We start from the raw sequence: 15060 nt of genomic DNA, 5'->3' as shown, positions 1-15060 counted from the left end.
GCCCTGCTCGAAAAAGTCAGAGCCAAAGCGATTAGCTCGGGCAAAAATTTGTACCGGCACTTCAGCGTGCGGCGCTTGTGCTGGCCGGAGAACCGGGATGCGGCATCAGCTCCATCGCGGCGTTGTATTCGCCACGACGCGCAGCCTGGTTGCATCGGGCGCGGTGCAGCAAAGCCTGCTGGGCGGCTTTCACGTTGCCCTCTTCGCCTTGCCAAATTCCCAATGCGGGTTGCTGGATGGCACGCGCAAAAGAGAATCCCAACGCCCAAGGCAAACCAGACTTGACTCGAAGATTCATCGCATTCAACCGGGCCGAGGCCAGTTCGCCGGTTTGACCTCCCGACAGGAACGCAATCCCCGGAACGGCAGCGGGGACCGCTCGCAGGAAGCAACTTATCGTGGCAGCAGCGACTTCGTCAGCCGTCGCTTGCTTGCTGCAGCCCAATCCGGGCAGCACCATATTCGGTTTGAGCAACATTCCCTCCAGTTTCACCCGCTGCAGGTAAAGCTGGTGGAAGACCGCACGCAGGACTTGCTCCGTTACTTCTCCGCACCGCTGCAGGGAATGCTCGCCGTCCATGAGCACTTCTGGCTCGACGATTGGTACCAAGCCAGACTCCTGGCATAGCGCGCCAATGCATGTGCGTTGGCCTCGATGCAAGCGTAACTGGGGATACCCTCGCCGAGGGTAATTACCGCGCGCCACTTGGCAAAACGGGCGCCCATCTGAGCATATTCCATGAGACGATCGCGCAATCCGTCCAGACCTCGTTATTTTTTCTCCGGGGTGCGCCGCCATGTCCTTGGCGCCCGCATCCACTTTAATACCGGCAATGATGCCTGCTTCGGCAAGAACTTTAATCAAGGGCATGCCATTTTTACTTTGCTGGCGGATCGTCGCGTCATAAAGAATCGCACCACTAATGGATTCACTGAGGCCGGGTGTGGTTACAATCAATTCTCTCCAGGCACGCCGTGCCTCTTCGGTCTGGGGAATCTTCACGGCGACAAATCGTTTGTTGCAGGTTGGATCGCTTTCATCCATCGCCAGTAAACCTTTGTCGTCGGCCACCAGCGCCCTCGCGGTGTCGATCAGATGTTGTGTATTCATTTGATGTCACTCCAATTCCAGTTGCGGATTTCCGGCATATCCTGACCGTATTTGTCGATGTACTGCTTGTGCTCGATCAGCTTGTCCTTGAGCTGCTGCTTCATGTAGACGCCGTAGTCGCCGGTCTGCGGCAGGCGGTCGATGGTGTCCATCACCAGATGGAAGCGGTCCAGGTCATTCAGCACAGTCATGTCGAAGGGCGTGGTGATGGTGCCCTCTTCCTTGTAGCCGCGAACATGGATGTTGTCATGGTTGGTACGCCGGTAAGTCAGCCGGTGGATCAACCACGGGTAGCCATGAAAGGCAAAGATTACCGGCTTGTTCCGGGTGAAAATTTCATCGAAATCGATATCGTTCAAACCGTGCGGATGCTCGGTTTGTGGCTGCAGCCGCATGAGATCGACCACGTTGACTACCCGGATTTTCAGATCGGGCAGATGCTTGCGCAGTATGCAGACGGCGGCGAGCGTCTCCAGCGTGGGCACGTCGCCGCAGCAAGCCATTACCACGTCGGGCCCGGCGCCCTGATCGTTGCTGGCCCACTGCCAGATGCCGATGCCCTGGGTGCAATGCTTGACGGCGTCATCCATCGTCAACCACTGCGGTGCCGGATGTTTTCCCGCAATAACGACGTTGACGTAATGTCGGCTGCGCAGACAATGGTCCATCACTGACAGCAGGCAATTGGCGTCGGGCGGCAGATATACCCGCACCACCTCGGCCTTTTTGTTGACGACGTGATCGATGAAGCCGGGATCCTGGTGCGTGAAGCCATTGTGATCCTGGCGCCAGACATGCGAAGCCAGCAGGTAGTTCAGGGAGGCTATCTTGCGCCGCCACGCTAACTGCGACGTGACCTTGAGCCATTTGGCGTGCTGGTTGAACATCGAATCAATGATATGAATGAACGCCTCATAACAATTGAATAGCCCGTGGCGTCCGGTGAGCAGATAACCTTCGAGCCAGCCCTCGCACTGGTGTTCGCTAAGCATTTCCATCACGCGTCCGGTCGGCGCAAGAAATTCGTCGCCGGGTACCATCGCGGCATCCCATTGACGCTGAGTCGCCTCAAACAAGGCTTCCAGGCCGTTGGAAAGTGTCTCGTCCGGGCCGAATACCCTGAAATTTCTTTGCACATCGTTCAGCCTTGCGATATCGCGCAGGAATGGCCCGAGCACATGCGTATCGCCGATGCCACGCACACCCGGCGCGGGAACTTCGGCAGCGTAGTCACGGAAATCCGGCATGCGCAAGTCGCGCAGCATCATGCCGCCGTTGGCATGGGGATTTGCCCCCATGCGTCGCGCCCCCTTGGGCGCCAGTTCGGCCAGTTCCGGCTGCAGGCGGCCCTGGGCGTCGAACAGTTCCTCCGGCCGGTAGCTCCTGAGCCAGTCTTCCAGCAACTTCAGGTGTGCGGCCGGCGCGCTGGGCGAGATGGCGATGGGTACTTGGTGCGCTCGAAAGGTGCCTTCGATCTGCCGGCCGTCAACCACCTTCGGCCCGGTCCAGCCCTTGGGCGAATTAAGAACGATCATCGGCCAGCACGGGCGGCTCAGGTCGCCATGGACACGGGCGGCCTGCTGGAATTGCCTGATCTGCTGCACTGCAATATCGAGCGCTGCGGCCATGGCTTGGTGCATCAGCACCGGTTCGTGACCCTCGACAAACAAGGGGGCCCAGCCGTAGCCGCGCAGCAACTGCGCCAGCTCCTCGCGGGTGATGCGGGCAAGGATCGTCGGGTTGGCAATCTTGTAGCCGTTCAGATGCAGGATCGGCAGCACTGCACCGTCGGAGGCTGGATCGAGGAATTTATTGGAATGCCAGGCAGTAGCCAGCGGCCCAGTTTCGGCCTCGCCGTCGCCGATGACACAGGCGACGATGAGTTCTGAATTGTCGAACACGGCCCCGAAAGAATGGCTGAGGGAATAGCCCAGTTCACCGCCCTCGTGGATCGAGCCCGGGCACTCCGGTGACGCATGACTCGGAATGCCACCGGGAAACGAGAACTGGAGAAAGAGCTTCCGCAGTCCGGCCTCATCCTGGCTGATGTCGGGATAGATCTCGCTGTAAGTGCCTTCAAGATAGGTATTACCGACAACGGCCGGGCCACCATGCCCCGGGCCAGAGACGTAAATCATGTCGAGGTCGTATTTTTTTATGACGCGGTTCAAATGCGCGTAAATGAAATTCTGGCCTGGTGTTGTACCCCAATGCCCCAGTAGCATGTGCTTGATATCTGCAAGAATCAGCGGCCGTCTCAGCAATGGGTTATCAAAGAGATAAATCTGCCCGACTGACAGATAGTTGGCGGCGCGCCAGTAGGCGTCGATCTTATGCAGCAGTTCCGGTGTGAGTGTGCTGGATTTCATGTTGTTTTATATTTAGGGCTTACGCAAACACGTTACGCTGTAGGGTGCGCCATGCGCACCCACCAATACATTTACGGCTGACTGTGGTGCGCATGGCGCACCCTACACATATATTGGTTTTGCGTAAGTCCTGATAGTGAACCTCTTGCGGTTTTTCCTGATGTATTCATCCTGCTGAAACACCGCCTGGCTTGGGGTTGTACCAGCCCGCGTCTGACGCAATCAGCGCATCAGCTTGTTTCGGCCCCCAACTGCCAGGTTTATAGCGGTAAGCCACGTGGTGTGTTGCCAGAACGGGATCGACCACCGCCCAAGCTGCCTCCACCGCGTCCTCACGCGTAAACAGAGCGCCATCTCCGGCCATGGCGTCACCCAGCAAACGCTCATAGGGGGTTTCCTGGCCCGCCTGTTCCTCCAGCAGGTAGAGCTCGCATTGGTCGCCGACGAACTCCTTGCCTGCACGCTTAACACGGGCAGCCAAAGCAACTGCCGAGTCAGGCGCGAGCCGGAAGCGCAAATAATTGGCCCGCCCGGTCACCGGCGTTGAATCGTCGAAAAGCTTTTGCGGCGGCGGCTTTAACTCGACCAGGACCTCGGCGGCAGTCACAGCCAGACATTTGCCGGAACGCAAGTACCACGGCACGCCATTCCAGCGCCAGGAGTCGATTGACAGCCGCAGCGCGCAGAAGGTCTCGACATCGGACTCACTTCCCACGCCCGATTCTTTCCGATAACCAATATACTGCCCGCGCACCACATCGTCAGGATGCAGCGGTCGCATGGCCTGAAATACCTTGGCCTTCTCGCTGTGGACGGCGCCAAAGCCCTGATACGCTGGCGGCTCCATGGCAAGCAGCGCAACGATCTGGAACAAATGGTTCTGAATAACGTCGCGCAGGCAGCCGGCACTTTCGTAGAAGGCACCCCGGCCATTAATGCCAAAATCTTCAGCAAGGGTTATCTGAACGCTAGCCACGTAGTTGCGGTTCCAGATCGGCTCCAGGAAAGAATTGGCAAAACGGAAATAGAGGATGTTCATGATCGCCTCTTTCCCGAGGTAATGATCGATGCGGAAGATTGCGTCTTCCGGGAATATCCGCCGCGCATCGCGGTTGAGCTTGCGCGCCGAGGCCAGGTCGCGGCCGAAGGGCTTTTCAACGATGACGCGCGCCTGATCTGCCAGGCCGGCGGTGCCGAGCCCATTAATCACCGTTGCGAACAGCGCAGGCGGGATGGCGAGGTAGTGCGCCGGCCGCCGGGCGCCACCCAGCGCCTCCTTGAGAGCGATGAAGGTAGCCGGGTCGTTGTAGTCGCCGTTAACATAGCGAAGAAGTGAGAGCAGATGGCGCAAAGCTGGCTTGTCATCGATTTTTCCTGCACTTTTTATGGCTGCCCCGGCGCGCTGGCGCAATTGCGCCAGACTGATTGGACAGGAAGCGATGCCAACCAGCGGGACGTTGAGAGCTCCCCGCCTTGCCAGCGCATAGAGCGCAGGGAAAATTTTCTTGTATGCCAGGTCGCCGGTCACGCCGAACAGGACCAGCGCATCCGATTGTGCCCTGCCATCTGTCTGGTTCATCTCAGCCTTTCCCGATTTCCTTTTCGTCGTGTCCGCCAAACTGCTTGCGCATTGCAGATAACAAGCGATTGGCAAAATCCGCGTCGCCACGCGAACTGAACCGTTCGTAGAGCGCGGCACTGAGAACAGGGGCCGGCACCGCTTCATCGATTGCAGCTGCGATCGTCCAGCGCCCTTCGCCGGAATCCGACACCCGGCCAGCATAACTCTTCAGATGCGGATCCTGCAGAAGTGCCGCAGCCGTCAGATCCAGCAACCAGGACCCGATCACGCTGCCGCGGCGCCAGACTTCTGCGATTTGGGGCAGATCCAGGTCATATTGGTAAAACTCAGGATTTCGTAACGGCGCCGTTTCGGCGTTCACATCGCCAGCGCGCATGCCGGCGTTGGCGCCTTCCAAGATATTCAATCCTTCGGCATACGCCGCCATGACGCCATACTCGATGCCGTTGTGAACCATCTTCACAAAATGTCCGGCCCCGGTCGGGCCGCAATGCAGATACCCATGCTCGGCAGCGCCAGCAGTGCCCTTCCTGCCTGGAGTTCGCGGCGCAGCCTCTACCCCGGGCGCGATACTCTTGAAAATTGGGTCCAGATACTTAACGATCTGCGCCGCTCCGCCGACCATCAGGCAGTAACCGCGATCGAGCCCTAATACCCCGCCGCTGGTGCCGCAATCGACATAATGTATCCCTCTTGGCTTGAGCGTCTCCGCTCTCAAAAGATCATCCCGGTAATAACTATTGCCGCCGTCGATGATGATATCTCCGGCCTCCATATGGGAAGCCAGCTCCTCGACGGTCGCACCGACTACGCCAGCGGGAACCATCACCCAGACTATGCGAGGCTTGGTCAGCTTCGCGACCAACTCTTCGATTGAACCGGAACCTCGAATGCCGTGACCTGCGATTTTTTTGGTGATGGCTGGGTTCACATCGTAGACGACGCACTTGTGGCCATTCCTGGTCAAGCGCCGCACCAAACTGGCTCCCATACGCCCTAATCCGATCATCCCCAGATTCACCTGGAATTTCCTTTTTTATCGATCTACACCATGTGCGCTGAACCAGACCGAATGCTGCTGTCGCTGATTCAGTATCCGGCGCCCTTGCTCTTGACCAAAAAATGACTATTCTCATTCGGCAATAAATAAGCTTCCGGCAATGGACAGTTCGAATTGTCGAAAATGCGTAAAAGCAATGGCAGGTGAAAACACTTTTGCTAACGCATTGCGATTTTATTTCAAGACATGCCTAGAATAATATTGCGATATTTGCATGTTCCTTATAGTGCACTTTGTCGAATCACAAACAAGAGTGCGATTTACGCGCGTTGTCGGAAAAATTAGGTTATGCATTCAACAGATGCTCAACTACAGTTGCAGAAACGACAATTCGCGATCCGTGCGACTGACGGCACACCATTGAGCACATAAGTAGAACTTATAGGACTTACGCAATCCCAGTAGTGCAGGCTTGCACTACTTAAACAGCCGTATTTTGCGTAAGTCCTGATAAGAATTTTATTTCTATGACGAAACATGGGTCGCCCGCTGTCCCGCAGTCGGCACCGGCAACTGGCTGTTGCGTCCGCCGGAAAATGTTGATCTCGTCTTTTACGATCGACTATCTTGATTGAGGAGTTATGACATGGATACTCCGCTTCCCGCCTCCGCTCTGGATGCGTTATGCGTCAACACGCTGCGTTTTCTATCGGTCGATGCGGTGCAGCAAGCCAATAGCGGCCACCCTGGCTTACCATTAGGTGCGGCATCGATGGCCTACGTACTGTGGACACGTTTTCTCAAGCACCATGCTGCCAATCCGCACTGGTTCGACCGCGATCGCTTTGTGCTCTCAGCCGGACATGGTTCGGCATTGCTGTACAGCCTGCTCCACCTCACCGGTTATGCGCTGCCGCTCCAGCAACTCCAGCAATTTCGCCAATGGGCCAGCATCACGCCCGGCCATCCGGAACGCGGCCTGACGCCGGGCGTAGAGGTGACAACGGGGCCGCTGGGCCAAGGTTTTGGCAATGGCGTGGGTATGGCGATGGCTGAAATGAATCTTGCTGCACGCTACAACCGCGATGGCTTTGATGTGATCAACCATTTTACCTACGGCATCGTGAGCGACGGCGACCTGATGGAAGGCGTCGCATCGGAAGCTGCGTCGCTGGCGGGCCATCTGCAATTGGGCAAGCTCATTTACCTGTACGACGACAATCACACCACGCTTTCCGCCAGCACCGACATGACTTTTACCGAGGATCAGTCGGGCCGTTTCGAGGCCTATGGTTGGCATACTCAGTCGCTGGACGACGGTAATGACCTGACAGCGATCGGGCTGGCGCTGGATGCGGCTCGGGCTGAAACAAGGCGGCCTTCGCTGATTTTGGTGCGTACGCATCTTGGGTATGGCTCGCCTAATAAACAGGACTCGTTTGAAGCGCATGGTTCGCCGCTCGGAGTGGAAGAGCTGCGTTTGACCAAGCGCAACCTCGGCTGGCCAGTGGAACCGATGTTTTACATTCCCGAACCGGCACGCGTGCACTTCCTTGAAACGGTCGGGCGTGGCGCGCAAGGCGAGAGGGAATGGCTCGATAAATTTTCTGCCTACAAAACGCAATTTCCGGCACTCGGGCTGGAGTTGCTGCAGCTGATGCGCAGCGACGCCCCGCCCTCCGGTTGGGATAAAGACATCCCGCAGTTTCCGGCCGATACCAAAGGCATGGCCACGCGCGTTGCATCGGGCAAAATCATGAATGCCATCGCACCGCATTTGCCTGCACTCATCGGCGGCTCGGCGGACTTGGACCCGTCTACCCATACCGCGCTGGCGGGATGGGGAGATTTCCAGCCAGCAGAGACTGCCGCCAGCGACCGGCAAGGCTCCGACGGCGGCGGCTGGCGCCCCTCCGGTCGCAATCTGCACTTTGGCGTACGCGAGCATGCGATGGGCGCGATCATCAACGGCATGGCCGCGCATGGCGGCACCTTGCCATTCGGTGCGACTTTTTTAGTTTTTTCCGATTACATGCGTCCGTCTATCCGGCTTGCCGCCTTGATGGGTCTGCATGTGGTCTATGTTTTCACTCACGACAGCATAGCGCTGGGTGAGGATGGCGCCACCCATCAGCCGGTAGAGCAGCTCGCCAGCCTTCGCGCTGTGCCACGCCTGATCGTGATTCGACCGGCCGATGCTAACGAAACAGCAGTCGCCTGGCGCGTTGCGGTCGAAACATGCGAACGGCCGGTGGCGCTGGTGTTGACGCGGCAGGATGTCCCCACCCTCGATCGTGCGCAATTTGCCGACGCCAGTGGCTTGCAGCGCGGTGCTTACACTCTGGCAGAAGCCCCGAACGGCAAACCGGAAATGATCCTGATTGCCAGCGGCTCGGAAGTCCCGCTGATCGTGTCTGCACAACATCAACTACTGGCACAGGATATTCAGGCGCGCATCGTCTCGATGCCGAGCTGGGAGCTGTTCGAGCAGCAGTCGCAGGAATATCGCGATGCGGTGTTGCCGCCGGCGCTAGGCATCCGACTCGCGGTCGAGACCGGCGTGGCGCAAGGATGGCATCGTTATGTGGGAGAGCGTGGCGATGTGCTCGCAGTCGACGGTTTTGGAGCGTCGGCGAGCGGCGCGATAGTGCTGCGTGAATACGGCTTTACGGTTGAAAATGTTTGCCAGCGCGCCATTGCTTTGCTGCGCGGATAGAGGCATTTCAGCCTTTACTCAGCCAGCCGCCGGTAAAATCGGCCCGCCGCAAACCATCTGCGATGTAAGGGCAGTCTCGCATAAGGCGCCACGGCAATCCGCTACGATAGTTCTCGACCATCAGGATGATCGGTCCTTGATTAATGCCAAAATGCCAGCGCGATACCCAACCGTACGGATTACGTTTTTTGCTCGGATAGGTGGCGTTGTAGGTTGCTTTGAAACCATACGGATGCTCGCCTTTCAAATCGAGCTGGTAGACAAAATAGTCGATGGCCGGCAGCACGATTTCCGGCGCGAATGGCAGTGACGCCACCACCACCCACGGTGCGACAGTGCCATCGTCGGGACCATGTGGCACGCCGCGCGCCACGTAATCGAAAAATTCACGCTTGACGCCGTCAATCTCAAGAATCGCAGGACCAGGGCCGTCGCTTGCAGTAACGCCCCAGCAACAGTCGCAATAACCCGCGAAGCCGTGCGGATTGTCAATCGCATAGCGTTGCTGAACCATCGTCGCACGGCGGCTGTTCTCGAAATAGTCGATGGCTTTGGTGCGCATGAACGCGTCCTGTATCCCACGAAAATCCACCCAGATATGCGAAAGCTGATGTGTGAATAATGCGCCGGCGTAGAGATAATCGATACCGTAGCTGTGCTCCCATTGGTAGCCCGAGACCCACGCCTCGTAACAGCTTGGGGGCAATGGATGCGAAGGCGAGCCGAGGCCGATGATATAAAGCAACAGTGCTTCGTCATATCCCTTCCAGCGATAGGACAGGAAACCGCTCTCAGGCTTCCATCCGAGCGACACCGCTACACCGTTCGCCTGCGCCCAGGGCCAATCGGCGCGCAGATAGAGCGCATCGGCCAATGTGCGGATTTCAGTCTCGTCCGCCGTCGTCGCTCCGAAATATCTGCCCGCCATCAAGGCACCGGCCAGAAAAAAGGCACTATCAATCGTCGAAAGTTCGCAATTCCAGGCACGCAGGCCCGTTTGCATATCCAGAAAATGGTAGTAAAACCCCTTGTATCCGGTGGCGTCGGCCTCGGGTCCCTGCGGACTATTCCAGAAAAATCGCAACGTCGTCAGCACACGCTCGACAGCTACAGCACGCGAGATGAAACCGCGTTCCAGCGCAACCGGGTACGCTGCCAGCGCGAGACCCACCGCAGCGACGCTGGCCGGCCAATTCGGCGCGGTCTTGTCGATCACCAGACCGTTTGCCGGATTGGTCTCATGCATGAAATAACTGAAGGATTCCCGTTGGAGCATGCTCAACTCGGCTTCGGTGGTCAGTTTTTTTTTACGCACGTTGTATTTCCGAGTTAAAAAACAAATCCGACGATTTTTATGCTGCGATCCCGTTATGCGTTTCCCGCTCTGCTTTCTTCAGACGGCGATTACTGGCCGTCTTTCCCTTGAGCAAGCACGGCATCCACAATCGCCTGCGCTTCTTTCATGATGCGGCGCAAATGATCTTCCCCATGAAAGCTCTCTGCATAAATTTTGTAAACATCTTCCGTTCCGGATGGGCGCGCCGCAAACCAGCCGCCGTCGGTGGAAACCTTCACTCCCCCGATCGAGGCGCCGTTCCCAGGCGCTTTAGTGAGAACACTCTGAATTTTTTCGCCGGCAAGCTCGCTGCATTGCACCTGCTGCTGCGAGAGCTTCGACAACATTTTCTTTTGCGCCGGCGTGGCGGGCGCATCGACTCGGTCAGCGACAGGATCGCCGCATTCCCGTGAAAGTTCGCGATAGATCTCGCCCGGATCGCGCCCGCTGCGCGCTGTGATCTCCGCCGCAAGCAAGGCCGGGACCAGTCCGTCTTTATCTGTAGTCCAGACCGAACCGTCGATACGCAAAAATGATGCACCCGCACTTTCTTCACCGCAGAAACCCAAGGAACCGTCGCGCAAACCAGCTGCAAACCACTTGAAGCCGACCGGAACCTCATACAGTTTCCGACCCAGTCGTGCGCACACGCAATCGATCATTTGGCTACTGACGACGGTTTTCCCCACACCTGCCTCTTTGGACCATTGCGGCCGGTTCTGGAACAGATAATCAATTGCAACGGAAAGATAGTGATTGGGACGCACCAAACCGGCACCTGGGGTAACGATGCCATGCCGGTCGTGATCGGTATCGCATGCGAATGCAATATCGTAGCGATCCTTCAACCCGATAAGACGCTGCATTGCATAGGACGATGACGGATCCATGCGAATGCGGCCATCCCAGTCGACAGTCATGAACCGGAATGTCGGGTCGACTTCGTCGCTGATCACGCACAGGTTCAGATCGTAGCGTTCGCCTATCCGCACCCAGTAGTGCACACCGGCACCGCCGAGCGGATCCACCCCAAGACGGATAGTGGCGCTGCGAATCGCTGCCATATCGATAATCCGGTCGAGTTGACGCACGTATGCATCCAGATAGTCGTAGCGGTGCGTGGTGTCCGCGCATAGCGCCTGCTGGTAGGACATTCTCTTGACGTCATTCAGGCCATTTTTCAGAAATTCGTTGGCTTTTGCCTCAATCCAGACCGTCACGCCGGTACCAGCCGGCCCGCCGTGCGGCGGGTTGTACTTGTATCCACCGTTATCGGGCGGATTGTGCGAAGGCGTGATGACGATGCCATCGGCCAAACCGGTAGTGCGGGCGCGATTATGCATGAGTATGGCGAGCGAAATCGCGGGCGTCGGCGTGTATTCGTCGTGCGGCGCAAGCATGACGTTCACGCCGTTGGCGGCCAACACTTCTAGCGCGCTGGCGCAAGCGGGTGCCGACAATGCGTGCGTGTCAATTCCCATGAACAACGGGCCATTGATGCCCTGTCTGGCCCGATACTCGCAAATGGCCTGGCTTATGGCGAGTACGTGCCATTCATTAAAGCTGGCCTCGAATGAAGAGCCGCGATGGCCCGAGGTACCGAATATCACACGCTGCCCGGGTACCGACAGATCTGGCATATCCGTGTAGTAAGCCGTAATGAGTCTGGGCACATCCACCAGTATTTCAGGTGGGGCCGGTTTTCCGGCCAATAGGCTGATTTTCATCATGGCTCTTTTCGCAGGCGTCGGTAGCGCCGGATCAATGCATTGGTTGAACTGTCGTGCCCAAGCTTGGGCTCATCCGCACTTTCCAGTTCAGGAATGATGCGTTGCGCCAAAACCTTGCCGAGTTCGACGCCCCACTGATCGAAGGAATCGATATTCCAGATCGCTCCCTGCGTAAAAACACTATGTTCATACAGTGCAACCAGTTGTCCAAGCGTGCCCGGGGTCAGGCGTTCAGCGAGAATGGTATTGGTCGGACGATTGCCCTCGCACACACGATGCGGCACCAGCCAGGACGGCGTGCCTTCGGCCGCAATTTGCTCTTTTGTCTTGCCGAATGCCAGCGCTTCGGTCTGTGCGAACAAGTTGGCCAGCAGCAAATCGTGATGGCGGCCCATTGGATTGAGCGACTGGCAAAAACCGATAAAGTCGCAGGGCACGAGTGCGGTTCCCTGATGGATCAATTGATAGAATGAGTGCTGGCCATTGGTGCCTGGCTCGCCCCAGTAGATCGGTCCAGTCGGCACCTCGGCTTGGGCACCTTCCAGGGTGACGTGTTTACCGTTGCTTTCCATCGCCAACTGCTGCAGATACGCAGGGAAACGCTTCAGGTAGTGTTCATAAGGCAACACTGCGACCGTATTTGCACCCAGAAAATCATTGTTCCAGACCGCCAGCAAGCCCATCAGCACCGGCAGGTTCCGGTCGAACGGGGTACTCCGGAAATGCGTATCCATCGCATGAAAGCCGGACAGCATGGCATAAAAATTTTCCGCCCCGATGGCAAGCATGGTCGATAGCCCGATCGCCGATTCCATCGAATAACGTCCACCGTCCCAATCCCAGAAACCAAACGTGTTGGCGGTGTCAATGCCGAACTCCTCCACCCCTTCTGCATTTGTCGATACGGCAACGAAATGGCGCTGCACCGCCCGCTCGTCCTTGAGCTTGCGCAGGCACCAGGCCCGGGCAGAGTGCGCATTGGTTAGCGTTTCAAGCGTCGCGAAGGTCTTGGAACAGATGATGAACAGCGTCTCTTCCGGGTCCAGATCACGCGTGGCTTCCGCGAAATCCGTGCCGTCGACGTTGGAAATGAAGCGAAACGTCATGTCGCGCCGGCTGTAATGCCGCAGCGCTTCATATGCCATGACCGGGCCGAGATCGGAACCGCCGATACCGATATTGATCACATTACGAATGGCCCGGCCGGTATGCCCCAGCCAGCTTTTGCTGCGCACGCTGTCGGAAAACGTTGCCATATGCGCGAGAACCGCATGCACCTCTGGCACCACGTTCACCCCATCGACTTCGATCCGCTCGCTCGCCGACGCACGCAGGGCGACGTGGAGCACCGCTCTTTCCTCGCTGGTGTTGATCTTCTGGCCGCTGAACATGGCATCGATACGCCCAGCCAGGCCGCATTCCCCAGCCAACTGCAGCAGCAGCTTAATCGTCTCGTCGGTGACGCGATTTTTCGAGTAATCGAGGTAGAGACCAGCGCCTTCAGCAGTCAGGCGCTCGCCGCGCTGTGGATCGTCGGAAAAAAGCCGCCATAAATGCAGATCGTGCACTTGCCGGTAGTGCTTCGCCAAGGCCTGCCACGCGGGCCGCTCGGTAAGTCGCGGGTAAGGCGTGGCTTTGGTGTAACTCATGACCGGTCGTCCCTGCCCGTTTCGGCTTTTGCAAGCCTTGCACTCTTGGTTGCAATGCATGCCATCAAATCGCGCCACGACGTGCTGAACGCTGCGGCGCCATCCCGCTGCAACTGGGTGGCCAGCACGGCATCGTCCACGCCCGCCTGCACAAAGGCAGCGATAACATTTTCGGCATCGCCGCCGTCCGCCGGCATGCTGCCGCTCACCGCGCCGTGATCGGCGAAAGCAAGTAACGTCTTTTCCGGGATGGTGTTGATGGTATCGGGCGCGGCTAGCGCCTGCAGATAGAGCGTATCGGGTGCTAAAGGATCTTTGGTGCCGGTGCTCGCCCACAGCAGGCGCTGCTCGCCAGCGCCTGCTTCTGTCAGCTTGCGCCAGCGCGGCGAGACTAATAGTTTGCGATAGGCCCGATATGCGCGTCGTGCAATGGCGATGCCAAGTTGATTGCGCAGTGCTACAGGAACGGCATCCTTGACGGCAACATCCCAGCGACTGACGAAAATCGAAGCAACCGAACCGACCTTTGGATTCAGTCCCGCAGCGATCCGCCTTTCGATACCGCGCATATACGCATCGGCGGCTGCCAGGTATTGTTCGCGCGAAAATAGCAGCGTGACGTTGACCGGCACACCGGCGAAAATCGATTCTTCAATGGCTATGAGGCCAGCGGACGTGCCCGGAATCTTGATGAATAGATTGACCCGTTGTGCGCGTGCGTGGAGTCGCGCAGCTTCCCGCACCGTGCCAATCGCATCGTTCGCCAGCAAGGGCGACACTTCGAGCGAAACCCAGCCATCAACGCCGCGCGTCGCCGTGTGAATCGGAAGAAACAGGTCGGCGGCCCGGGTCAGGTCTTCCAGCGCCAGTTCGAAAAACAGCGCCTCTCCTGACTTTTCTTCGGCGGCCTTTGCGAGAATCGCCGCATCATAAAAATACGTATTGCGAATCGCCTTATCGAAAATTGTCGGATTCGAAGTGAGCCCGGTGATGGCAAAGTCTCTCAGATAGCGTTGCAAGGTGCCGCTGCTCAACAATTCACGCGTGATGTTGTCGAGCCACAGGCTTTGCCCCAGTTCATGAAGATCTTCAATAGCGTTCATGACGATTTCCTCGTTTGGGCGCGCCTTGCACCGGCGGCATGCAGCGACGGGAACACTCTTCGCTGTCTATGCACTAACGCGCGCCGGGCACTTGAGTAAAACTTGGCTAAACACGACATTCCACAACGCTCAGTGTGCGCCAAAAAGATAGTAATTGCACAAGTCGCATCTAAAAATAGGCGCGCCACGGAAGTCTGTGGGTGTTTTTTGAACTTTCCGGGGCGGCGTCGGCTTGCGCGCCGCGATGAACAAGGCAAACGCGAAAGCCGCGCCATCGCGGAATACGCAGTTGCCAATAATAAAGAGCAATAAATTGAGTATGTGCAAAAACGCATCATTAACCGCCTATTTTTATGTGCGCATTATAAATACACATGGGAGTAACTAGCACAGAAGATATTTTTTATATCCGGGCTCCATTGAACTGCACTGGCGACACCGGGCAGCAATGACCCTGTCGCGGC

The 15060-nt window shown here is 57.5% G+C and carries 9 protein-coding genes and 1 pseudogene; 2 read left to right on the top strand and 8 right to left on the bottom strand.

Annotation, left to right across the window (positions count from 1 at the left end):
* Positions 1–61: 61 nt before the first annotated feature.
* The 4 genes and pseudogenes from HMCN_RS16940 to gnd form a co-directional block, all read right to left on the bottom strand.
* Positions 62–1111, bottom strand: a pseudogene (locus tag HMCN_RS16940) (class I fructose-bisphosphate aldolase).
* The gene (locus HMCN_RS0100135) at positions 1108–3480 is read right to left on the bottom strand and encodes a phosphoketolase (protein WP_025915459.1); all 2373 of its coding nucleotides are present in this window, start codon (positions 3478–3480) and stop codon (positions 1108–1110) included. The pseudogene HMCN_RS16940 and the gene HMCN_RS0100135 overlap by 4 nt, the downstream one beginning before the upstream one ends.
* Before the next feature lie 166 nt (positions 3481–3646).
* Positions 3647–5059, bottom strand: coding sequence for a glucose-6-phosphate dehydrogenase (gene zwf, locus HMCN_RS0100130; RefSeq protein WP_025915458.1), 1413 nt, complete (start codon positions 5057–5059; stop codon positions 3647–3649).
* A gap of 1 nt (position 5060) precedes the next feature.
* Positions 5061–6083: a phosphogluconate dehydrogenase (NAD(+)-dependent, decarboxylating) gene (gene gnd / locus HMCN_RS0100125; RefSeq protein WP_025915457.1), complete on the bottom strand. Its 1023-nt coding sequence runs from the start codon at positions 6081–6083 to the stop codon at positions 5061–5063.
* A 625-nt stretch (positions 6084–6708) separates the two neighbouring features.
* Between gnd and tkt the strand changes: the two genes are divergently transcribed.
* Positions 6709–8778: a transketolase gene (tkt, locus tag HMCN_RS0100120; protein ID WP_155837267.1), complete on the top strand. Its 2070-nt coding sequence runs from the start codon at positions 6709–6711 to the stop codon at positions 8776–8778.
* A 7-nt stretch (positions 8779–8785) separates the two neighbouring features.
* Here tkt and HMCN_RS0100115 read toward each other — a convergent pair whose 3' ends face one another.
* The 4 genes from HMCN_RS0100115 to tal form a co-directional block, all read right to left on the bottom strand.
* Positions 8786–10093: a glucoamylase family protein gene (locus HMCN_RS0100115; RefSeq protein WP_025915455.1), complete on the bottom strand. Its 1308-nt coding sequence runs from the start codon at positions 10091–10093 to the stop codon at positions 8786–8788.
* Positions 10094–10182: 89 nt separating this feature from the next.
* On the bottom strand, positions 10183–11841 hold the full coding sequence (gene pgm, locus HMCN_RS0100110; RefSeq protein WP_025915454.1) for a phosphoglucomutase (alpha-D-glucose-1,6-bisphosphate-dependent): 1659 nt from the start codon (positions 11839–11841) through the stop codon (positions 10183–10185).
* Positions 11841–13493 (bottom strand): glucose-6-phosphate isomerase, encoded by a 1653-nt coding sequence (gene pgi / locus HMCN_RS0100105; protein ID WP_025915453.1) that lies wholly within the window; start codon positions 13491–13493, stop codon positions 11841–11843. The genes pgm and pgi overlap by 1 nt, the downstream gene beginning before the upstream one ends.
* Positions 13490–14596 carry a transaldolase gene (tal, locus tag HMCN_RS0100100; protein ID WP_025915452.1) on the bottom strand — a complete coding sequence of 369 codons (1107 nt, stop codon included), beginning with the start codon at positions 14594–14596 and terminating at the stop codon, positions 13490–13492. Before tal ends, pgi begins: the two co-directional genes overlap by 4 nt.
* A 102-nt stretch (positions 14597–14698) precedes the next feature.
* On the opposite strand from tal, the gene HMCN_RS18950 reads away from it, so the two are divergent.
* Positions 14699–14908: a hypothetical protein gene (locus tag HMCN_RS18950; RefSeq protein ID WP_155837265.1), complete on the top strand. Its 210-nt coding sequence runs from the start codon at positions 14699–14701 to the stop codon at positions 14906–14908.
* The last annotated feature ends 152 nt before the right edge of the window (positions 14909–15060 follow it).

Source organism: Herminiimonas sp. CN, from assembly GCF_000622895.1.
GTDB lineage: Bacteria > Pseudomonadota > Gammaproteobacteria > Burkholderiales > Burkholderiaceae_D > AVCC01.
The sequence above is the reverse complement of the archived record's forward strand: the minus strand, read 5'-3'. Positions and strand labels throughout refer to the sequence as shown.